Raw genomic sequence first — 19,698 nt, forward strand, 5'->3', positions numbered from 1 at the left:
CGACGATAACCACGCAGAGCTCTTGCAATTCGGCAATTTGCCGTTATTTATACGGCATGTTGCCGCTCCATTCAGGGAGGCCCTTTTGTCCATCCTCGAGATAGTGGTGAGGAAGCTTGGCGGACGCACAGTCCTTGGCGGAATTGTGCGTTCTCAGGCAGAGCTCGCGTTCGCGGTGCGAAAGCGTCTTCCGCTTTCTGCGCTTCAGGGTTTGGTGAAGGCAGGCCTTACCGATCAGGAAATTGAACAGTTCGTCATTCCCCAACGTACACGCCGTCATCGCGCCGAGAAAAAGCAACCTCTCACCATCGACGAATCCGATCGGGCGGTACGACTGCTGCGGGTGCAGACACTTGCCGAGGATACCTTCGGAGATATCGACAAAGCAAATGCGTGGCTTCGACGCCCGTTGGCAGAGCTTCATGGCGAAGCGCCGCTGGCGTTGACCCAAACCGAGACCGGCGCGCGCGTCGTCGAGACCATTCTGGGCAAGATCGCGTGGGGCGCCGCCGCCTGATGCTGCTCTGGCGGTTGTCCGGCACAGCACATGCGAGGACGTTCGACGGTGGCTACGGCCTTCTTTTCGACGGGCGTTGGAATACGGTCGGACAACCCGTCACTTACTGCAGCACGTCCCCTGCTCTTTGCGTTTTGGAGAAACTCGTCCATATCGAGGATCCGACGCTCTTCCCCGCTCTGATGATGGTACGTTACGACGTGCCCGATGATCTTGCCGTCGAGATTCTGGCCTTGAATGATCTGCCCGCTGACTGGCGGCAACAGGAAGGTTGGACGCAACAGCGTGGGGATAAATGGCATAGTTCGCTATCGACACCCTTGCTGCGCGTTCCCTCCGCCATCGTTCCTATTGATCAGTCTCCTGACGTAAATGTCCTGATCAACCACAATCATAAGGCAACGGCGAGCATCTCTCTTGTTTCGGTGGAGCCGTTCGTACTCGATCCGCGCCTGTTCTAGGTGGACGAACGCCATCGACGCCAGATTTTCTCACATCGAAAAACCGTCGAGAAGTGATCGGAAGATAATCCGCTTGCAAAGCCCAAGGCACGATCGACCATCCCCCGTGCCCGGCGACGAAGACCGTCTTTGCCTTTCAGATCGAGCGGCCCAATGGCTATCGATCGCCCCGTATACCAGCCTCGCGTGTTGGAAACAGGACAAACTCCTGCCCCGCCGGCAGCGCTGCGCGTAAATTAAGCATTATCAAAAGTCGGCCATGTTAATCGAAGGACGACCAACGAAGGGCTTGCAGCCTGTAACACGTTGGACCAAAATCAATTCATAAAGAGGCCAACGGCCAAGGGTGACGCATGTCGCTTGCAGCCGCTCATAGCTAAAGGCCGTTGGTAGGGGATATCAAGGAGGAAAACCTGATGCGTAAGGCGATGTTGGCTGCGGCTATTGCGTTTCCGTTATTCGGCAGCGCCGCCCTGGCCGAGGATACCGTAAAGATCGGCTATATCGATCCGCTCTCGGGCGGCGGCGCGAGCGTCGGCGAAGTCGGCTTCAAGACTTACGAGTTTCTGGCCGATGAACTGAACGCCAAGGGCGGTATTCTCGGCAAGAAGGTCGAAATCGTCCCTTACGACAACAAGACCAACCCCCAGGAAAGCCTGATCCAGGCGCAAAAGGCCATCGACTCCGGCGTGCGCTTCCTGACGCAGGGCAACGGCTCGGCCGTCGGTGCCGCGCTTTCGGATTTCGTGACCAAGTACAACGAGCGCAATCCCGGCCATGAAGTGCTCTACTTCAATTACGCCGCCGTCGATCCGGTCCTCACCAATGAAAAGTGCAGCTTCTGGCACTTCCGCTGGGATGCCAATTCCGACATCAAGATGGAGGCGCTGACCAACTACATCAAGACGGCGCCGGCCGTGAAAAAAGTCTACCTGATCAACCAGGATTATTCGTTCGGCGAATCCGTCCGCACCACCGCGCGCAAGATGCTCGCGGCCAAGCGTCCCGACATCGAGATCGTCGGCGACGAGAAGCATCCGCTGCTGAAGATCACGGACTTCGCGCCCTATATCGCGAAGATCAAGGCCTCCGGCGCCGACAGCGTCATCACCGGAAACTGGGGACAGGACATCTCCCTGCTGCTGAAGGCCGCGGCCGACGCCGGATTGAAGGTCAACTGGTACACCTATTATGCCAGCGGCACCGGCGGACCGACGGCGATCAAGCAGGCCGGCCTCAACCATCAAGTGTACCAGATCGCGGAAGGCATTCCGAACCTCGGCTACGCCCCCGCCGACGCGTTTGAAAAGGCGCTCCGCGCCAAATACGACTTCAGCAACTTCTATCCCCGCGCCGCCAATGAAATGCGGATGTTCGCCGCCGCCGCCGAAAAGGCCAAATCGCTCGACCCGGTCAAGGTCGCCGAGGCGCTCGAAGGCATGGAATTCCAGGTCTATGCCGGCGGCACGGGCGTGATGCGCAAGGACGATCATCAGTTCTTCCAGCCGATGTATATCGCCTCGTTCGGCGAACGCACCGAGAAGGAACCCTTCGACGAGGAGAAGACCGGCTGGGGCTGGAAACTCGTGGCCAAGATCGACACCGATCAGACCATGCTGCCGACCACCTGCAAGATGGAACGGCCGTAACCGTATGGTTCAGGCGCCTCTCCCTGCATGCGGGGAGAGGTCCGCGGTGAGGACCACTTCCTGGTACCGCTGTGATTCCCTCGCCCGGATTATTTCGCAAAAATCGATCTCTTCCCACGAGCGGGAAGAGGTGAAGACGATCATCCTCGCTTCCAGTTGGGTATCGTATTGTGCTCGAACTAATCGTCATATCCACCCTGAACGGCGTGCTGTTCGGCATGCTGCTGTTCCTGATGGCAAGCGGCCTCACGGTCATCTTCAGCATGCTCGGCGTGTTGAACTTCGCCCATACCAGCTTCTACATGCTCGGGGCATTCTTCGGGTTCCAGATCAGCCGATGGTTCGGCTTCTGGCCCGCGCTGTTCATCGCGCCGGTGCTGGCCGGCCTGATCGGAGCCGCCGTCGAACGCTACGGCTTGCGCCATGTCCACAAGAACGGCCACGTCGCGGAACTGCTGTTCACGTTCGGATTGGCCTTCGCCATCGAGGAGATCGTGCAGATCATCTGGGGCAAGAGCCCGGTGGATTTTCGCGTGCCGCCTTCGCTGGACTTTCCGGCCTTTACGATTTTTTCCACCAATTATCCCGCCTACAAGATGTTCATGCTGCTGGTATCGATCGGCATATTCGTGGTCCTGCTGATCACGCTGAAGCGAACCCGGATCGGCATGATCGTTCAGGCGGCGCTTAGCCATCCGCACATGGTCGGCCATCTCGGCCATAATGTGGGGCACATCTTCATGATGGTGTTCGGGGTCGGCACGGCGCTGGCCGCTGTCGCCGGCGTGATCGCCGGCCCTGCTTTGGTGACGCAATCGAACATGGCGGGACTGCTCGGCCCGATCCTGTTCGTGGTCGTGGTGGTCGGCGGCCTCGGATCGCTGCCGGGCGCGTTCATCGCCTCGCTGCTGATCGGCCTGCTGCAAACCTTCGCCGTATCGATGAACGGATCGCTCGCCGGGATGTTCGGACCGCTCAGCCCCGACTATGCGTCAACCTGGTTGTCGGACATCTGGAATGTAACCGTGGCCCAGATCGCGCCCATCCTGCCCTATATGCTGCTCGTGCTCATCCTCGCGTTCCGCCCGATGGGCCTGCTCGGGACCCGTGAATCATGAGTGAGATCACTTTGAGCGCCGCGCCGCCGCGTCCCTCGATCACGGACAATTTGAAATTCTACGGGCTCTGGATCGCGGCCACGCTGGTCCTGGCGGTGCTGCCGAAGATTTTTTTCTCGGGCACGTCGCTGTCGACATTCAGCCTGATCGGAATCTCGATCATCTTCTCGCTGTCCTACAACATCCTGCTCGGCCAAACCGGGATGCTGTCGTTCGGACACGCGGTCTATTACGGCCTCGGCGGTTTCCTGGCGATCCATGCCATCAACATCATCGGCTTCCACAAATGGCCGGTACCGCTGCCATTGATTCCGCTGATCGGCGGCGTCGCCGGCCTCGTGTTCGCGATGCTGCTCGGCTGGGTTTCGACCAAGCGGTCAGGCACGGCCTTTGCCATGATCTCGCTCGGCGTCGCCGAACTGGTCGCCTCCTCGGCACTGATCCTGCGGACCTTCTTCGGCGGTGAAGCCGGCGTCTCCGCCAACCGGACCAAGCTGCTGCGCCTGTTCGGCCTAAGCTTCGGCCCCCAGCTCCAGATCTATTATCTCATCGCGGCCTGGACCCTGATCTGCATGATCGCGATGTACGCCCTCACCCGCACCCCGCTCGGGCGCATGTGCAATGCAGTGCGCGACAATCCGGAGCGCGTGCAGTTCGTGGGCTATGATCCGCACATAATCCGCTACATGGCGTTCTGCTTTGCGGGCTTCTTCGCCGGAATCGCGGGCGCGCTGAGCGCCATCAATTTCGAGATCGCCAATTCCGCCTATCTCGGCGCGGTCCAGTCCGGCACCGTGCTGTTCGCCACCTATATCGGCGGCATCGGCTTCTTCATCGGTCCCGTGGTCGGCGCGATCTTCGTCACATTGCTGTCGCTGGGCCTGAGCGACCTCACCACCGTCTGGCAGCTTTATTTCGGCCTGTTCTTCATCGCCGTCATCGCCTTCGCGCCCGGCGGCATCACCGGCCTCTTCATGATGCACCGGCCGCTAATCCGCACCGGCCAGCTCGGCAGGGTTCTTCCGTCCTACCTGATCGCGCTCGTGCCCACATTGGCCATGATCATCGGCCTGATGCTCGCGATCGAAACCACCGTACATTATACCGTCAACCCCGACGAAGATCCCCACATCAAGCCCTTCGGCATCCCGTTCGACGCCGCAAGCCCGGTGACGTGGATCCTCTCCGCCGTCCTCGTCATCGGCGGATTCCTCATTGCCCGCCGGACCTGGACCCGTGTCGGGCAAGCCTGGGACGAAGCCTCGAACGCATCGCGCGAAAAGGCGCTCGCCGCATGAGCAACGCCATCGAAATCCGCGACGTGCAGAAAACCTTCGGCGCCACCCGCGTGATCCGCGACCTTAACCTGAAGGTCGCCCAGGGCGAACGCCACGCCCTGATCGGCCCCAACGGCGCCGGCAAATCCACCACCTTCAATCTCATCAGCGGCTATATGGTGCCGACCAGCGGAGCCATTCTGCTGCGCGACAAAGTGATTTCGGGACTGCCGCCCTACCAGATCAATCGCCGCGGGCTGTCGCGCAGCTTCCAGGTCACCAACGTATTCACCAACATGACCGTGTGGGAGAACCTTCGCTGCGCCGTGTTGTGGGCCACCGGCCATCGCTACGCGTTCTGGAAGAACATCGACAGGCTGCCGGAGGTCCGGGAACGCACCGTACAGATTCTGGAGGACATCCACCTCACCTCCCGGCGCGACGTGCCGGCCGGCCTTCTCACCTATGCGGAACAGCGCGCGCTGGAAATCGGCATCACCGTCGCCGGCGGCGCCGATGTCATCCTTCTGGACGAACCGACCGCGGGCATGAGCAATTCCGAGACCGAGCGCGCGGTGTCGCTGATCCGCCGCCTCACCGAGGGCCGCACGCTCCTGATCGTCGAGCACGACATGAGCGTGGTGTTCGGTCTTGCGGACCAGATCTCCGTGCTCGTCTACGGACACATCATCGCGTCGGGGACGCCTGATCAAATCCGCAACGACCCGAAGGTCAAGGAAGCCTATCTCGGCGAGGAAGCGGCCTGATGCTGGATGTTCTGGATCTGCATGCCTATTACGGCAAAAGCCACATCCTGCAGGGCGTCGAGATGCATATCGGCGCCGGCGAGGTGGTGAGCCTGCTCGGCCGCAACGGCGTCGGCCGCTCGACCACCGTGAAAGCCATCATGGGCGAGGTCCCGCCCCACGGCACGATCAACTTCAAGGGCCAGAACATCGCCGGGCTTCCGAGCTACAAGATCGCGCGTCTTGGCCTCGGCTATGTGCCGGAACATCGCGACATCTTCCCCAGCCTGACGGTGCGGCAAAACCTTCTGCTCGGCGTCAAGGACACGAGGCATCCGGGCAAGTGGCGGCTCGACGACATGCTGGACATGTTTCCGAATCTCAAGGAGCGGGCCGACACCGCCGCGGGCGTGCTATCGGGCGGCGAGAAGCAGATGCTGACCATCTGCCGCACGCTGATGGGCGACCCGGAACTGATCATGATCGACGAGCCGACCGAAGGCCTGGCTCCCCTGATCGTGCAGCAGGTCGGCGACCTGATCGCTGAAATCGCACGGCGCGGACTGGCGATCCTTCTGGTCGAGCAAAAACTCTCGATCGCGATGCGCATATCGCACCGGCTTTACATCATGGGCCACGGCCGGATCGTATTCGAGGGAACCCCGGCCGATCTCAAGGCCAGCCAGACCGTGCGCAAGGAATGGCTCGAAGTCTGATCCGCTTGCAAAACCGCAAATACTTCGGAAGCCGGTCAAAGGTGTTGAAATAGCGGATCGGACATATCTTGTCCGCGCCAGCGGTCAATCGACACCACGTCGGGCAATGGCGTGCGCGGCAGCCAGCCCACGCTTTCCAATTCCGGCTTCCGGAAGAAATGCGAGACATAGCCGACGCAGAGATAGGCAACCGGCTGGATCGACGGCGGGATGGCCAGCGCCTCGCGCAAATCGTCGTATCTGATAATGCTGACCCAGCCGACGCCGATATTCTCGGCCCGTGCGGCGAGCCAGAGATTTTGCACCGCGCAAACCGCGCTGTAGAGATCCATATCGGCCTGATGGGTTCGCCCGAGCACGACGGGTCCGGTACGGCTGCGATCGCAGGTAATGCAGATCCCGATCGGCGCTTCGACGATTCCTTCCAGCTTCAATCGGCGATAGGCGGTCTGCTTCTCGTCCTCGAACATTCCGGCGGCTTCCTGGTTCGCGGCCTGGAACGAGTCCCGCACTTTTTGCCGGGTGGCGGAGTCCCTGACGACAATGAAGTCCCAGGGCTGCATGAAGCCGACCGAAGGCGCCCGATGCGCCGCAGTAAGCAGACGCGCCAACACCTGATCCGGAATCGGATCGGGCAGAAATTGCCCGCGCACGTCGCGGCGGTTGAAGATGCATTTGTAGACGGCGTCGCGCTCGGCAGCGGAAAATTCGGCGTCGGCCTGAATGTCCTGGGATTTCATCATTGTCTCTTTCATCACGAGCGAACGCCGGCATGGCGGCCGGGCGGTTTGATTGCCATCATGGTCGGTGTCACGCCGGTTGTCGCCGTGAATTCATCATCGGCCGGGATCGGATTTGCGCAGCAAATAAATGTCCATGATCCAGCCGTGCTTCTGACGCGCGCGCGCGCGGACCGCCTCGATCTCGTCCTTGACGTCGGCGAGCCTTCCCGAGCGCAGGATCTCATGTTCGGTGCCGAGATAGGCGCCCCAGAAGATATCGAGGTCCTGTTCGGCCAGATGCGCAAAAGCCTGCGCGCCGTCGAGCAACACCACGACGCTGCCGAATCCGTCCGGAAAGCCGTCGGCAAGCTTGCGTCCGGTGGTCAGCAGCACGCTTTCCCCGATCCGGTTGAGGGCGATGCGATGTTTGGCCGCGAGAACCTGCACGCTGCTGATCCCCGGGATCACCTGAATGTCCAGCGCGAGACCCTTGGCGCGCACGCGTTCGATGATCCGCAGCGTGCTGTCGTAGATCGCGGGATCGCCCCATACCAGCATGGCGCCGACCTCTTCTTCCGCGAGTTCCTGCTCGAACAGAAGACTGTAGAGGTCGGCGAGACGGCCGTGCCATTCGTCGACGCCGGCGAGATAATCGCCAGCGGCTGCCCGCTGCGGGATATCGATGTCTACGGTGCGATAGCCGGCACTCGTGATGAAACGCTCGCAGATCGTGGTTCGCAGATCGCGCAGGGCGGCCTTCTCGGCCCCCTTGTCGGGCATGAAGAAGACATCGACCTGGTTGAGCGCCTCGATCGCCTGGACGGTCATGTGATCGGGATCTCCGACCCCGATGCCGATGACGAAAATCCGTCGCATCTCACCCTCCACACAGCCGGTTGACGCCAACCACGCGCCAATCATTCTGCAACCGGTCTATTCGCGTCAGCGACAGCGGATCGATTGCAAAGCGCAGCGCCGCTTCCGGGGCGATTCCGAGCGCGATCGCAAGCACCGCGCGCACAGTGCCGGAATGCACCACCAGCACGGCGTCTCCCGGCGGCAGCGCCGCCAGGCCGTCACCCACGCGGACGATCTGGTCGGCAAAGCTTTCGCCGCCCGGCGGCCTGCTATTGGCCGGCGTTCGCCAGAAATCCCGGTAGGCGGCGCCGAGTTCACGGGCGAGGTCGTCATGCCGACGTCCCGTCCACGCCCCAAAATTCTGCTCACGGAAATTCAGCTCGGCCTGCGGGCGCAGCCCCAGCGCCGCCGCCGTCTGCAGAGTGCGAACAGCGGGACTGGCGAATGGCGCCGCTCCGGCCGGCAATTTCGCCCGAAGCGCTGCGAACGCCGCCTCATCGCCGGTGTCGGCGGCCGCATCGGAATCGTGGATCACGCCCTTCGGCCCCCTCACCGGCGCGTGCCGGATCAACCACAGACGATTGACCTCGCTCATGGCATGGCTCTCACGAGAAGCGCGCGGCGAGCGCGACCAATATCGCGGTCTCCGCAACTTGCTCGGCCGCGCCGAACACGTCGCCGGTCACCCCGCCGATCTGTCGCCACGCCAGCATCGCCACCGCCAGCGCCGCGGCGGCCGTTACGACAACCACGAGCAAGGCTGCCTTCGCCGGCAGGCACAGCAGCGCGATCGCGGCGGCGATGACAACAGCGGTTACGGCGGTTGCAAGCTCGGGCCGTCCCGCCGATTTGCCCAGCCCGTCATCACGGGCGAACGGCATGTTCGCCGCCAGAACCGGAATGGCGGCCCTGGCGAGCACGTGTGCCACGACGAGGCTTGGGACGACAGCAGCTATAGGCAAACTCGCCAGCGCCGACCATCTGGCCGCAAAACTCACCAGCAGCACCACCGCGCCATAGGTGCCGAGCCGGCTGTCGCGCATGATCTCGAGCTTCGCGGCCCGATCGCGGCCGCCGCCAAATCCGTCGCCGAGGTCGGCAAGCCCGTCCTCATGCAGCGCGCCGGTCAATGCGGCACCAGCACCAAGCGCCAGCGCTGCCGAGCATAGCGGCGGAATACCCATGCCCAGCATGGCCCGATCGGCGAGACCGACGGCCAGTCCGATCACCGCGCCAACCAGCGGGAATGCCCGTTGGGCGCGCGCCAGGCCTTCCGGCCTGGCGCCGCCGGGATGCGGCATCGGCACCCGCGTCAGCAGCGCCGTGGCAAGGCGAAGATCGTCGATCCAGTCCCTAAGCTGGTCAATCACGGTCGATCGATGGTCATCGCGCATGGTCTGGTCTCGATCTCCGCCGCTTCACCGGCGATGCCGGCGAACCGGCAAGCTTCATTTCAACCGCACGCCGCAGCCGGCCACCATCAACCAGGCTTCCGAGGCCCGCGACGCGGTGCGCTGGCCAAGCATGCCCGCCAGATCGCGAAACCGGCGCAGCTCCCTGTCCATCGGCACCGGACCCCAGCCGACCTCGTCGCCGACGACAATGACCGGATGCGGCGCCGCGCAAAGGCCGTCGAGCTGACGATCCCACGCAGCAATCAGATTCCCGTCGTCCTGGTCGAGGCGATCCGCCAGCCACAGCGTCATGCTGTCGATCAGCGCGCCGGAAGGCTTTGGCCACAGACCGGCGAGCGACTGCACGATGTCGGCTGGCGCCTCCAGCGTGCGCCAGGCGGTCCCGCGCTCGGCGCGATGCCGCCCGATGCGCTCAACCATTTCGGCGTCATTCGCATCGGATCGATAGGTCGCCACGAACACCACGCCGTCGCCCCATGCTTGGGCGATCTCGACCGCGCGGCGGCTCTTGCCGCTGCGTGTCGGTCCGGTGAGGAAAATAAGCTCGGCCATGCCCGCGATCCGACGGTCTAAGGCTGCAACGTTCCGGCCAGAACCTCCGAAAGGTCCGCCATCGCGGTCAGGATTCCAGAGGCGGCGCGTAGCAGCGGCACCGCGATGACGGCGCCGGTGCCCTCGCCGAGCCGCAAATCCAGATCGAGATAGGGTTTTGCATCGAGCGCTTCCAGCAACAGAGTATGACCGCGCTCGGCGGAGCGATGTGAAAACACGCAATAGTCGCGCGCCGCGGGTTGCAGACGCACCGCGACCAGCGCCGCCGCGGTCGCGATGAAGCCGTCGATGATCACGGGCCGGCGGCGCTCCGCGCTTCCGAGCACCGCGCCAGCCATCATCGCAATCTCGTAGCCGCCGAATTCGGCCAGCACCTCGCGCGGCGATGTCACATCGCTGCGCGCGGCCGCGCGTTCCGCAACTGCGAGCTTGCGCGCAACGCCAGCACTATCGAGACCGGCGCCAGCGCCGATGCAATCGGCAAGCGACGCCGGCGCCAGCCGATGCATCAACAGCGCCGCCGATGTCGTGTTGCCGATTCCCATTTCGCCGATCGCCACCACGTCGGTGCCGGCATCGATCGAGGCCGCGACAATCGACGCGCCTCTCGCCAGACAATCGCTCACCTCCTGGGCGGTAAGCGCCGCTTCACGCGCAGCGTTGCGGCTGCCGCGCCGGATCTTCGCGTCGATCAGGCCCGGATGGGCGGGGATGTCGGCATCGACGCCGGCATCGATCACCTGCACCTCAACGCCTGAAGCCTTGGCGAGCGCATTGACGGCGGCGCGCCCGGCGAGATACGTCGCGACCATCGCCTGGGTGACACTTGCCGGATAGAGCGAAACGCCCTCGGCGACGAGGCCGTGATCGGCTGCGAACACGAAGACGACGGCGCGCTCCGTGCGCGGCGCCAGCGGATGCCAGATCAGCCCAAGCTGAACAGCGAGATCCTCCAGACGGCCGAGCGAACCGAGCGGCTTGGCCTTGCCGTCAATTCGGGCCCGTAATTGCGGCGCGAGGGAGCGATCGACGGGTTCGATCCGCCGATGGTCAAATCCGGTGGGCAAGGCTTTGGTATGCATGTGCGGTGCTCAATAAAAAGTGGCGGACAAAGGCAGCGGCAAGCGGCGCGAGCGCATCACGGGTGGCTCGGACGATAGGACGGCGATGAAGAGATGGGCCGGCTTGAGATTTCGGCCTCGGACGGCCCTGCGCCATCGATCGACCGAAGCCGTACCTGCCGGAAGCGATGCCGACTGAACGGCCGTTGAATGCCTCTCCCTCCCTTCGACCCACCGTCGAACGAGTTGATCCAATGTCTTCCGGCCGGTCTCCTGGCTCACGGACAATGTTCTCAATCGCCTTCCCGAAACCGCTTCGCGGCGTTCAGTGACGTCTTTGATCGAGAACGATCCGCCTACAGTTGCGGGGGCAGCAGCGGCTTGGGCGAATTCTCGCCTGACCGCATTCCCGTTTCACCTCTCGCGAGGCACCGAAGGACGGAACCACGAGAGCATGATGCGCGCCATTGCGCAAGCGGGGACCGGGCCGCCTTCGCCGGAGGATGCCCCGTGCGGTTGACAATGGGGGCCGCCCTCCTATCAGTGCGTCGATCTCATCAGGTGAACAGGGAACGCGGTGCGGAACATGATCGGCCGAACGCGATCGTGAGTGAAACACCCGCCTCTCGGGGCCCCGACGTTCTGGTGGTCGGCGGCGGCAGCGCCGGCTTATGCGCGGCGATCGCGGCGCGGCGCAGCGGCGCGTCTGTACGTCTGGTCGAGTGGGCCCCGGCCGCGCTGCGCGGCGGCAACACCCGCCACGCGCGCAATTTCCGCCTGATGCATGACCGGCCGACCCGCTACGTGCCGGACAGCTATAGCGAGGACGCTTTCTTCAAGGATCTGCTCCGGGTCACGGGCGGCGCAACCGACGAGCGACTGGCGCGCGTTCTGATCCACTGCTCCGCCACCATCGCCCCGTGGCTTGAGAGCCATGGCGTGCGCCTGCAGGATCCGGCAAGCGGCGCGATGCCATATTCGAAGCGGACCGCTTTTTTCCTCGGTGGCGGCAAGGCGATGATCAACGCGCTCTATATGACCGCGGCAAAGCTCGGCGTGCGGATCGGCTATGACAGCGAAGTCGTCGCGCTTGCCTTTGGCGACGGCCCGGATTGCGAAGCCGACATCCTGCATGACGGCCGCATTGATCGCATCGCCGCGAAGACAATGGTGCTGTGCTCCGGCGGCCATCAGGCCAATATCGGCTGGCTTCGTGAAAGTTTCGGCGCCGCGGCCGACGGCTTCATGATCCGCGGCACGCCCTATGTCACCGGCTCGATCTTGCGCCTGCTGCTCGATGCCGGGGTGAAGCCGGCCGGCGATCCCTCGCGCGCCCATATGGTTGCGGTGGACGCCAGGGGGCCGAAATTCGATGGCGGCATCGTCACCCGCATCACCGCGATCCCGCACGGTATCGTGGTCGATCGTGACGGCCGACGATTTCACGACGAGGGCGAGGACGCCCGCAAGACGCATTTTGCCCGCTGGGGCGCACGCATCGCCGAATGTCCGGGCCAGATCGCCTGGCTGATCCTGGATGCGGAAGGCTTCGAACGCGCCTTGCCGACCGCCCTCCCCCCGGTCCGAGCCGACACCATCACCGTACTCGCAACGTCGCTCGGACTAGATCCGGCAACGCTGGAAACCACGATCAAAGATTTCAACGCCGCGACGGATACCAGCAACGATGTGCCGCTGATCGAGCGCTGCACCCAGGGGCTCACGCCGCCGAAATCGCGCGCCGCGGTCGCGCTTGCGGTCCCGCCTTTCGCGGCCTATCCGCTGCGGCCGGGTATAACGTTCACGCATTTCGGCGTCACCGTCGATGATCATTTGCGCCTGATGAAAAACGACGGCCGGCCCGCACGCAACATGTTCGCAGCCGGCATGATCATGGCGGCGAATGTGCTCGGCGACGGCTACCTCGCAGGCCTCGGCGTCACGCTGTCGACCGTGTACGGCCGTCTCGCCGGCGAGGAAGCCGCGCGGGTAGCCTTGTCGGACGAACCGGAGAGCGGCAGCTAAGACGATGATGGCGATAGCGACGTCATCCAGCCTTCAGCATGCCGCAGGCAACCCCAAGCCGCTGCCACGCGGCTTCATCGGCTGGAAGTCCGAACCGATAGCGCCGCGGCATCGAGGAGAAATCCCGGATCAAAATCCCGGCGCGCGCGAAATGATCGAGCAGATCAACGCTATCGGGCGCCTCGAACAAACCGAAGAGATCGGTGCCCCCAAGCATTCTCAACCCCGCGCCGGCGAGGACGCTATCGAGCCGCCTTCGATCGGCCGCCAGACGCCTTCGCGTCGCCGTGATCCACGCCGTGTCGCGCAGCGCCAGCGTTGCGATCTCGCAGGCCGGACCCGACACCGGCCAATCGCCGAGCAGTCGACGCCAGGACAAGACCTCTGGCTCGGTCACGACAACAAAGCCCACGCGCAAGCCGGCGAGGCCGAAAAACTTGCCGAGCGAGCGCAGCACCACGGCACCGGCGGACAGTTCCGGCAGCGCCAGCAGCGAGACCTCCGGCTGTACCTCGGCAAAGGCTTCATCGACGATCAGCCGCCTGCCGGTCGCGGTCCAGGCTCGCGCGAAGGCCGCGAGTTCGGCGCGCGCGATCGTGCGGCCATCGGGATTGTTGGGGTTGACCACGACGAGCGTATCGAGGCCCCGCCCTTCTGCATCCGGCAGCGCGGCGAGTTCATGCGCCTCAGCGCCGGCGTCACGCCACACCGCGCCATGCGAACCGTAGGTCGGCGCGAGGATGCCGACGCGGCCAGCGCCGATCACATGCGGCAACAAACGGATCGCAAGCTCGCTCCCCGAGATCGGCACGATCGCGGCATTCGCCGGAAGTCCGTAGGCGTTGGCGGCCGCGGCCGTCATCGCGGCTATTTCGCTCGCCAGTGGCAGGCGCTGGTAGCGGGCGAGCGGGATATCCGGCACCGGCCAGGCGACGGGATTGATCCCGGTCGACAAATCGATCCATGGTCGTGGCGCCGTTGGATAGGTCTGCGCAGCGATATCGATCCGGCCGCCGTGAACGCGCAGTTCCGCCACCTTTCCGATCTCATCCCGCGAGTGCATGCTGCAATCCATGTCCTATCCGCCTGACCGCATCCTGATCCTGATCGTCGCCTTCGGCATCGAGGCCGTGCTGGCCTATCCCGCCATCGTGTTTCGCGCAATCGGTCATCCGGTGTCGTGGATCGGCGCGTTGATTGCGGCGCTCGATTCCAGCTTGAACCGGCCGAACTATTCGTTCGCGGTTCGCCGCGCCGCCGGCGTGGCGGCGGTGCTGCTGCTGCTCGCCGTCAGTATCGGGGCCGGTGTTGTGCTCGATATGCTCGCGCACGCCGTTCCCGCTCTCGGATTTGCCATCGCAATCCTGGTCGTCGCCATGCTGATCTCGAGCGGCAATCTGGATCAGCATGTGCGCGCGGTCGCGACCGCGCTCCGGGCCGATGGCTTGTCCGGCGGCCGCCGCAGCATCGCCAGGATCGTCGGCCGCGATCCGGATACGCTCGACGAGGCAGCGATCTGCCGCGCCGCGATCGAAAGCCTCGCCGAAAACGCCTCCGATGGCGTGACCGCGCCGGCGCTGTGGTTTCTGATCGGCGGGTTGCCCGGCATGATCGCGTACAAGGCGATCAACACCGCCGACAGCATGATCGGCCACCTGTCCGAACGGCACCGCGCCTTCGGCTGGGCCGCGGCAAGGCTCGACGATCTCGTCAACCTGCCGGCCTCACGGTTGACCGGGCTGATGTTGATCGCCGCCGCTGCCATCGTGCCGGGCGCTTCGGCATCCTCGGCATGGCAGGCTTACCGGCGCGATGCGCGGCTGCACCGCTCACCCAATGCCGGATGGCCGGAAGCCGCGATGGCCGGCGCGCTCGGCCTGCGGCTTGCCGGGCCGCGCAGCTATGGCGGCGTTGTGGTCGACGACCACTGGATGGGCAACGGCCGGGCCGAGGCGACGGCCAAGGATATCGATCGCGCGCTGATGATCTACCGCACGGCCTTTGGCGGCGCGATGCTGATCGTCGCGGCAATAGGCCTGCTTATGGCTTCGCTTCACGGCTGATCATGTGCGTCAACGTGCGATGCCAAGCAGCCTGTCGACGTCGAGATGCGCGTCAAGATGCGCGGCGAGCGCATCGAGGGTTTGTTCGACCAATCTTTCATAGCCAAGCGAACTCGCCGGCGCACCAAGCCGGGCGAGCCACGCTGCACGCTGCGCGTCGCCGGCGAAGAAGCCGTGCAGATAGGTACCGGCGACGCGGCCATCGGCTGATACCGCGCCATCCAGACGGCCGTCGTCGAATCGCAGTAACGGCCGCTGCGTTCCGGCTCCGGCGGTGCGGCCGATATGCATCTCATAGCCGGCGACAGCGACGTCATCGGCTATGGTGCGGCCCGTGACGGCGAGCAGCGACTTGTCGCCGGCCAGTTCGGTCGTGACCTCGATCAGGCCGAGTCCCGCCGCCGACCCCGGCGCCCCTTCGATGCCGTCCGGATCGGCGATGCCAAGCCCGAGCATCTGGTAACCGCCGCACAGGCCGAGCACGCGTCCGCCGCGACGATGATGGGCGATGATGTCGCTGTCCCAGCCATAGGCGCGCAATGCCGCCAGATCGGCAATGGTCGCCTTCGACCCCGGCAGGATGACGAGATCGGTATCGACCGGCAGCGGCGCGCCGTGGCGCAACAGCACCAGTTCGACGCCGGGCTCGAGCCGCAACGGATCGAGATCGTCGAAATTGGCGATATGCGGCAGCACCGGCACGACGATCCGAACACGATGCCCGGCGCTTCCCGGCGTAGCTGCCGGCGAGGCATCCAGACCGAAGACATCCTCGGCCGGCAACCGGTGCGCGTCGGCAAAATGCGGCACCAAACCGATCGGCGCCCAGCCGGTGCGCTCGGCCACGAATGTCATTCCGGTCGCGAACAAGGAGGGGTCGCCGCGCATCTTGTTGACGATGAAGCCCGCGATCAGCTTCGCATCAGCGGGATCGATCACGGCGGCGGTGCCGCACAGGCTGGCGATTACCCCGCCGCGATCGATATCGCCGATCAGCACCACCGGCGCGTCGGCGGCGCGGGCGAATCCCATATTGGCGATATCGTTGGCGCGCAGATTCACTTCCGACGCGGAACCCGCGCCCTCGACCAGCACGATGTCGCATTGCGCCCGAATTTTCGCAAAACTGTCGAGCACATAGGGCATCAGCTCCGGCTTGCGGGACTGATATTCGCGGGCGCGCGCGGTGCCGAACACACGTCCCTGCACCACGATCTGCGAACCGATTTCGCTTTGCGGCTTCAGCAGCACCGGATTCATGTCGACCGATGGCGCGACACGCGACGCGCGCGCCTGCAACGCCTGGGCGCGGCCGATCTCGCCGCCGTCTTCGGTGACCGCGGCGTTATTCGACATGTTCTGCGGCTTGAACGGCCGCACCGCCAGCCCACGGTTCGCCAGCAGGCGGCACAGGCCGGCGACGATCAGCGACTTGCCGACGTCGGAACCGGTGCCCTGGAACATCAGCGCGCGCGCGGCCATCAGAATTCGATACCGGCCTGGGTTTTCACGCCGGCGGAAAAGTGGTGCTTGACCGCGCCCATCTCGGTGACGAGATCGGCCGCCTCGATCAGCGCCGGCTTGGCGTTGCGGCCGGTGACGATCACATGCAGATCGTTTCGCCGCGATGTCAGCCTCGTCACCACCTCGTCCAGCGGCAAATAATCGTAGCGCAGCGCGATATTGAGCTCGTCGAGCACGACGAGGCCGATGCTCGGATCCTCCATCAGGCCGAGCGCGATATCCCAGGCGCGCCGGCAGGCGGCGATGTCGCGCGCCTTGTCCTGGGTCTCCCAGGTGAAGCCCTCGCCGGCCGTGTGCCAGACCACGCGGTCGCCGAACGATTCGAACGCGGCCTGCTCGCCGGTGGCGCGGCCCTTGATGAACTGCACGATTCCGATCCGCCAGCCGTGGCCTAATGCACGAAGCGCAAGACCGAAGGCCGCCGTCGACTTGCCTTTGCCGGGGCCGGTATTGATCATCAACAGGCCCTTGGCGATGGTCTTGGACGCAACTTCGGCATCCTGGACCGCCTTGCGCTTGGCCATCTTGGCGCGATGACGCTCGGCTTCATCGGTGTCGTTCGGGCTCATGGTGTCCTGCATCGTCGTCCGTGGGCGGCCGACAGGATCACATGAATGCCATCCCGACAACCTGCCAGGCGCCTCGTGAGGGATTGACTTGAGGGCGTTTCCGTCTGATTGAATCCCCTAGCCGACGGTGTCTTGTCCCCGGACAGGACTAAGAGGGAATACCGGACGCATGAGACACGGGAGGTTCCCCGGGTTTTGCGCGAAGCCGGAGCTGCCCCCGCAACTGTGAGTGGAAAGCCTGCACCAAAAGCCACTGGGTCATTTGCCCGGGAAGGTGGTGCCGGCGATGACCCGCGAGCCAGGAAACCTGCCGTCGCCTGCCATATTCGCCATTCCGGGCGGGGCGTTCCGGGGTGAGAAGGTTGGTCGAACGGAGTGCAGGTCCGCTCGCCGCTTGTCTGGCTACCGCCTTTGGCGGTGGCCGTGCATTGACGGGCTTTGCTATGTACCAATCTGCGCAAGACCCGCCTCGCGAAGAGGCGCTTCCAGCATCCGATATCACGGTGACATCAAATATCATGGTGACAATGCATGTCTGCGTCACCTGTCTTGCCGGCAAAGACCGCGAAACCGTGCCACGTGCCGGCCGCCGGCTGTATGACGCGCTGGCCGAGGCGCAACGCCGTCAGGACACGCCGCCCGGCTTTCGTATCGTCGAAGCCGAGTGTCTGTCCAATTGCAATCGCGGTTGCAGCGTCGCGCTCAGCGGACCGGGACGCTGGAGCTATGTCTACGGCGACCTCAACCTGGCGGCGGTCGACGACCTTCTTGCCGGCGCCTCGCGCTACGCAACTACCGAAGACGGCCTGGTGCCGTGGCGGGAACGCCCGACGATCTTCCGCAAAGGCGTGATCGCGCGCATCCCGCCCTCCCCGAAGCCGGTCTAGGAACATCCCATGTCGATCGAAAAAATACCCGTCACGATCATCACCGGATTCCTCGGCGCCGGAAAGACCACGCTGGTCCGCCATCTGATGCAGAACCCGCAGGACCGCCGCCTGGCGATCCTGGTCAACGAGTTCGGCGACCTCGGCATCGACGGCGAAATCCTGAAAGGCTGCGCCGACGCCAATTGCCCCGAGGACGCCATCGTCGAACTCACCAATGGCTGCCTGTGCTGCACGGTCGCCGATGATTTCGTTCCGACCATCGAGGCGCTGCTGGCGCGGCCGCAACCGCCCGACCACATCCTGATCGAGACCTCCGGGCTGGCGCTGCCGAAGCCCTTGTTGAAAGCATTTGACTGGCCGGACCTGCGGTCGCGCATCACGGTCGACGGCGTGATCGCCGTCGCAGACGCCGAAGCCGTCGCCGACGGCCGGTTCGCGCCCGATCTGGCGGCGATCGCGCGGCAGCGCCTCGCCGACAGCAGCATCGATCACGACACCCCGCTCGGAGAGGTGTTCGAGGATCAGGTCGCCTGCGCCGACATCGTGATCCTGAACAAGGCCGATCTGGTCAGCCCGGATCGTCTCGCCGCGGCCCGCAAGACCGTGCTGGCGGAAGCGCCGCGCAGCATTCCGGTGCTGGAAGTCACCGAAGGTCGCATCGATCCGCGCGTCGTGCTTGGCCTCGGGGCGGCGGCGGAAAACGATCTCGACGGGCGGCCGAGCCACCACGAAGATCACGACGCCCATGATCACGACGATTTCGAGACCATCGTGGTGACGCTGCCAGCCGATACCGATGCCGAGACCATCGTGACGCGAATGGAAGCGATCGCGCGCGACCACAGCGTGCTGCGCGCCAAGGGTTACGTCGCCGTCGCCGGCAAGCCGATGCGGCTGTTGGTACAGGGGGTCGGGACCCGGGTGCGCGCGCAATTCGACCGGCCGTGGCGTACCGACGAGCCACGAATTTCGCGGATCGTCGTGATCGGCGAGCGCGGCTTCGACCAGGGTGCGATCACGGCTGCGCTGACGGGTTGATGCATGCATATCCTGCTGCGCGAACGGCATGGACTTGAGGAAACCGCGGCCGCCGAAGATCTCGGCCAGGCCCCGGCCGACCTTGTCGTGCTTTCCTTCGCGGACAGCGATCTCAGTGCCTTTGCCACCGCATGGCGCAATGGACGAGAGACCCTGCCCGGCCTCCGTCTTGCCAATCTGCGCCGCCTGACCCATCCGCTCTCGGTCGATCTCTACCTCCAGAACACGCTGTCGGGCGCGCGCGGCATTCTGATCCGGCTGCTCGGCGGGGTCGAATATTGGCGCTACGGCGTCGAACAGGTCAGCGCCCTCGCCGCGGCAAAAGGAATAGCACTCGCGATCGTTCCGGGTGACGGCAGACCGGATCCGCGGCTCGACGCTGTCTCGAACCTCCCGCCCTCGACGCTGCGCCGGCTGAAGACATTGTGCGACAATGGCGGCGCGGATTCCGCGCGCGCCGCATTGGCGCAGCTCGCGCTGGCCGCGGGCCTGCCGGC

Annotated in this window: 20 protein-coding genes, 1 pseudogene and 2 riboswitches; of the genes and pseudogenes, 12 read left to right on the forward strand and 9 right to left on the reverse strand. The window is 64.4% G+C overall.

Annotation, left to right across the window (positions count from 1 at the left end; all coding sequences use genetic code 11):
- The first annotated feature begins 85 nt into the window (after positions 1–85).
- From HB630_RS14315 to HB630_RS14345, 7 genes are all read left to right on the forward strand, one after another.
- Positions 86–517, forward strand: a complete 432-nt coding sequence (locus HB630_RS14315; protein ID WP_249780849.1) for an antitoxin Xre/MbcA/ParS toxin-binding domain-containing protein — start codon at positions 86–88, stop codon at positions 515–517.
- Positions 517–978 carry an RES family NAD+ phosphorylase gene (locus HB630_RS14320; RefSeq protein ID WP_213772882.1) on the forward strand — a complete coding sequence of 154 codons (462 nt, stop codon included), beginning with the start codon at positions 517–519 and terminating at the stop codon, positions 976–978. Before HB630_RS14315 ends, HB630_RS14320 begins: the two co-directional genes overlap by 1 nt.
- Before the next feature lie 416 nt (positions 979–1,394).
- Positions 1,395–2,627, forward strand: a complete 1,233-nt coding sequence (locus tag HB630_RS14325; RefSeq protein ID WP_213772883.1) for a branched-chain amino acid ABC transporter substrate-binding protein — start codon at positions 1,395–1,397, stop codon at positions 2,625–2,627.
- A 170-nt stretch (positions 2,628–2,797) separates the two neighbouring features.
- The gene (locus HB630_RS14330; protein ID WP_213772884.1) at positions 2,798–3,745 is read left to right on the forward strand and encodes a branched-chain amino acid ABC transporter permease; all 948 of its coding nucleotides are present in this window, start codon (positions 2,798–2,800) and stop codon (positions 3,743–3,745) included.
- Positions 3,742–5,043 carry a branched-chain amino acid ABC transporter permease gene (locus tag HB630_RS14335; RefSeq protein ID WP_213772885.1) on the forward strand — a complete coding sequence of 434 codons (1,302 nt, stop codon included), beginning with the start codon at positions 3,742–3,744 and terminating at the stop codon, positions 5,041–5,043. Before HB630_RS14330 ends, HB630_RS14335 begins: the two co-directional genes overlap by 4 nt.
- Positions 5,040–5,789, forward strand: coding sequence for an ABC transporter ATP-binding protein (locus HB630_RS14340; protein ID WP_213772886.1), 750 nt, complete (start codon positions 5,040–5,042; stop codon positions 5,787–5,789). Before HB630_RS14335 ends, HB630_RS14340 begins: the two co-directional genes overlap by 4 nt.
- A complete protein-coding gene (locus HB630_RS14345; RefSeq protein WP_213772887.1) occupies positions 5,789–6,484 on the forward strand; it encodes an ABC transporter ATP-binding protein in 696 nt (231 codons plus the stop codon). Before HB630_RS14340 ends, HB630_RS14345 begins: the two co-directional genes overlap by 1 nt.
- A gap of 35 nt (positions 6,485–6,519) precedes the next feature.
- Here the strand turns inward: HB630_RS14345 and bluB are convergent, their stop codons facing one another.
- From bluB to cobT, 6 genes are all read right to left on the reverse strand, one after another.
- A complete protein-coding gene (gene bluB, locus HB630_RS14350; RefSeq protein WP_213772933.1) occupies positions 6,520–7,224 on the reverse strand; it encodes a 5,6-dimethylbenzimidazole synthase in 705 nt (234 codons plus the stop codon).
- Between the two features lie 96 nt (positions 7,225–7,320).
- Positions 7,321–8,082: a precorrin-6A synthase (deacetylating) gene (gene cobF / locus HB630_RS14355; protein ID WP_213772888.1), complete on the reverse strand. Its 762-nt coding sequence runs from the start codon at positions 8,080–8,082 to the stop codon at positions 7,321–7,323.
- Between the two features lies 1 nt (position 8,083).
- Positions 8,084–8,659: a histidine phosphatase family protein gene (locus tag HB630_RS14360; protein ID WP_213772889.1), complete on the reverse strand. Its 576-nt coding sequence runs from the start codon at positions 8,657–8,659 to the stop codon at positions 8,084–8,086.
- A gap of 10 nt (positions 8,660–8,669) precedes the next feature.
- On the reverse strand, positions 8,670–9,458 hold the full coding sequence (cobS, locus tag HB630_RS14365) for an adenosylcobinamide-GDP ribazoletransferase (RefSeq protein WP_213772890.1): 789 nt from the start codon (positions 9,456–9,458) through the stop codon (positions 8,670–8,672).
- Between the two features lie 54 nt (positions 9,459–9,512).
- The gene (locus tag HB630_RS14370; RefSeq protein WP_213772891.1) at positions 9,513–10,031 is read right to left on the reverse strand and encodes a bifunctional adenosylcobinamide kinase/adenosylcobinamide-phosphate guanylyltransferase; all 519 of its coding nucleotides are present in this window, start codon (positions 10,029–10,031) and stop codon (positions 9,513–9,515) included.
- 17 nt (positions 10,032–10,048) lie between these two features.
- The gene (cobT, locus tag HB630_RS14375; protein ID WP_213772892.1) at positions 10,049–11,113 is read right to left on the reverse strand and encodes a nicotinate-nucleotide--dimethylbenzimidazole phosphoribosyltransferase; all 1,065 of its coding nucleotides are present in this window, start codon (positions 11,111–11,113) and stop codon (positions 10,049–10,051) included.
- Between the two features lie 224 nt (positions 11,114–11,337).
- Positions 11,338–11,543: riboswitch (cobalamin riboswitch) on the reverse strand.
- A 152-nt stretch (positions 11,544–11,695) separates the two neighbouring features.
- On the opposite strand from cobT, the gene tcuA reads away from it, so the two are divergent.
- On the forward strand, positions 11,696–13,117 hold the full coding sequence (gene tcuA / locus HB630_RS14380; protein WP_346656090.1) for an FAD-dependent tricarballylate dehydrogenase TcuA: 1,422 nt from the start codon (positions 11,696–11,698) through the stop codon (positions 13,115–13,117).
- A 22-nt stretch (positions 13,118–13,139) separates the two neighbouring features.
- On the opposite strand, the gene cobD is transcribed toward tcuA, so the two are convergent.
- Positions 13,140–14,180 carry a threonine-phosphate decarboxylase CobD gene (gene cobD, locus HB630_RS14385; protein ID WP_213772893.1) on the reverse strand — a complete coding sequence of 347 codons (1,041 nt, stop codon included), beginning with the start codon at positions 14,178–14,180 and terminating at the stop codon, positions 13,140–13,142.
- Between cobD and cbiB the strand changes: the two genes are divergently transcribed.
- Entirely contained in the window at positions 14,179–15,180 is a 1,002-nt protein-coding gene (gene cbiB, locus HB630_RS14390) for an adenosylcobinamide-phosphate synthase CbiB (RefSeq protein ID WP_213772894.1), read from the forward strand. The two genes, cobD and cbiB, sit on opposite strands and share 2 nt — an antisense overlap.
- Before the next feature lie 9 nt (positions 15,181–15,189).
- Here the strand turns inward: cbiB and HB630_RS14395 are convergent, their stop codons facing one another.
- Positions 15,190–16,662: a cobyric acid synthase gene (locus HB630_RS14395; protein WP_249780850.1), complete on the reverse strand. Its 1,473-nt coding sequence runs from the start codon at positions 16,660–16,662 to the stop codon at positions 15,190–15,192.
- A complete protein-coding gene (gene cobO, locus HB630_RS14400) occupies positions 16,662–17,285 on the reverse strand; it encodes a cob(I)yrinic acid a,c-diamide adenosyltransferase (protein WP_249780851.1) in 624 nt (207 codons plus the stop codon). Before cobO ends, HB630_RS14395 begins: the two co-directional genes overlap by 1 nt.
- A gap of 96 nt (positions 17,286–17,381) precedes the next feature.
- A riboswitch (cobalamin riboswitch) is annotated at positions 17,382–17,603 on the forward strand.
- 185 nt (positions 17,604–17,788) lie between these two features.
- Between cobO and HB630_RS14405 the strand changes: the two genes are divergently transcribed.
- The 3 genes and pseudogenes from HB630_RS14405 to cobN all read left to right on the forward strand — a co-directional run.
- Positions 17,789–18,160, forward strand: coding sequence for a DUF1636 family protein (locus HB630_RS14405; protein ID WP_213772937.1), 372 nt, complete (start codon positions 17,789–17,791; stop codon positions 18,158–18,160).
- Between the two features lie 9 nt (positions 18,161–18,169).
- Positions 18,170–19,201, forward strand: a complete 1,032-nt coding sequence (gene cobW, locus HB630_RS14410) for a cobalamin biosynthesis protein CobW (RefSeq protein WP_213772895.1) — start codon at positions 18,170–18,172, stop codon at positions 19,199–19,201.
- Between the two features lie 3 nt (positions 19,202–19,204).
- Positions 19,205–19,698: pseudogene (gene cobN, locus HB630_RS14415) on the forward strand (cobaltochelatase subunit CobN); the annotation flags it as partial.

The organism is Bradyrhizobium sp. dw_78, assembly GCF_018449525.1.
GTDB lineage: Bacteria > Pseudomonadota > Alphaproteobacteria > Rhizobiales > Xanthobacteraceae > Bradyrhizobium.

What these genes read in the sequence shown, in the direction of transcription:
- HB630_RS14360 (WP_213772889.1), bottom strand. Translation starts at nt 8,659, where the DNA reads ATGAGCGAGGTCAATCGTCTGTGGTTGATCCGGCACGCGCCGGTGAGG.
- HB630_RS14345 (WP_213772887.1), top strand. Translation starts at nt 5,789, where the DNA reads ATGCTGGATGTTCTGGATCTGCATGCCTATTACGGCAAAAGCCACATC.
- HB630_RS14335 (WP_213772885.1), top strand. Translation starts at nt 3,742, where the DNA reads ATGAGTGAGATCACTTTGAGCGCCGCGCCGCCGCGTCCCTCGATCACG.
- bluB (WP_213772933.1), bottom strand. Translation starts at nt 7,224, where the DNA reads ATGAAATCCCAGGACATTCAGGCCGACGCCGAATTTTCCGCTGCCGAG.
- cbiB (WP_213772894.1), top strand. Translation starts at nt 14,179, where the DNA reads ATGCTGCAATCCATGTCCTATCCGCCTGACCGCATCCTGATCCTGATC.
- cobF (WP_213772888.1), bottom strand. Translation starts at nt 8,082, where the DNA reads ATGCGACGGATTTTCGTCATCGGCATCGGGGTCGGAGATCCCGATCAC.
- HB630_RS14370 (WP_213772891.1), bottom strand. Translation starts at nt 10,031, where the DNA reads ATGGCCGAGCTTATTTTCCTCACCGGACCGACACGCAGCGGCAAGAGC.
- HB630_RS14325 (WP_213772883.1), top strand. Translation starts at nt 1,395, where the DNA reads ATGCGTAAGGCGATGTTGGCTGCGGCTATTGCGTTTCCGTTATTCGGC.
- HB630_RS14320 (WP_213772882.1), top strand. Translation starts at nt 517, where the DNA reads ATGCTGCTCTGGCGGTTGTCCGGCACAGCACATGCGAGGACGTTCGAC.
- HB630_RS14395 (WP_249780850.1), bottom strand. Translation starts at nt 16,662, where the DNA reads ATGGCCGCGCGCGCGCTGATGTTCCAGGGCACCGGTTCCGACGTCGGC.
- cobT (WP_213772892.1), bottom strand. Translation starts at nt 11,113, where the DNA reads ATGCATACCAAAGCCTTGCCCACCGGATTTGACCATCGGCGGATCGAA.
- cobS (WP_213772890.1), bottom strand. Translation starts at nt 9,458, where the DNA reads ATGCGCGATGACCATCGATCGACCGTGATTGACCAGCTTAGGGACTGG.
- cobW (WP_213772895.1), top strand. Translation starts at nt 18,170, where the DNA reads ATGTCGATCGAAAAAATACCCGTCACGATCATCACCGGATTCCTCGGC.
- HB630_RS14340 (WP_213772886.1), top strand. Translation starts at nt 5,040, where the DNA reads ATGAGCAACGCCATCGAAATCCGCGACGTGCAGAAAACCTTCGGCGCC.
- cobD (WP_213772893.1), bottom strand. Translation starts at nt 14,180, where the DNA reads ATGCACTCGCGGGATGAGATCGGAAAGGTGGCGGAACTGCGCGTTCAC.
- cobO (WP_249780851.1), bottom strand. Translation starts at nt 17,285, where the DNA reads ATGCAGGACACCATGAGCCCGAACGACACCGATGAAGCCGAGCGTCAT.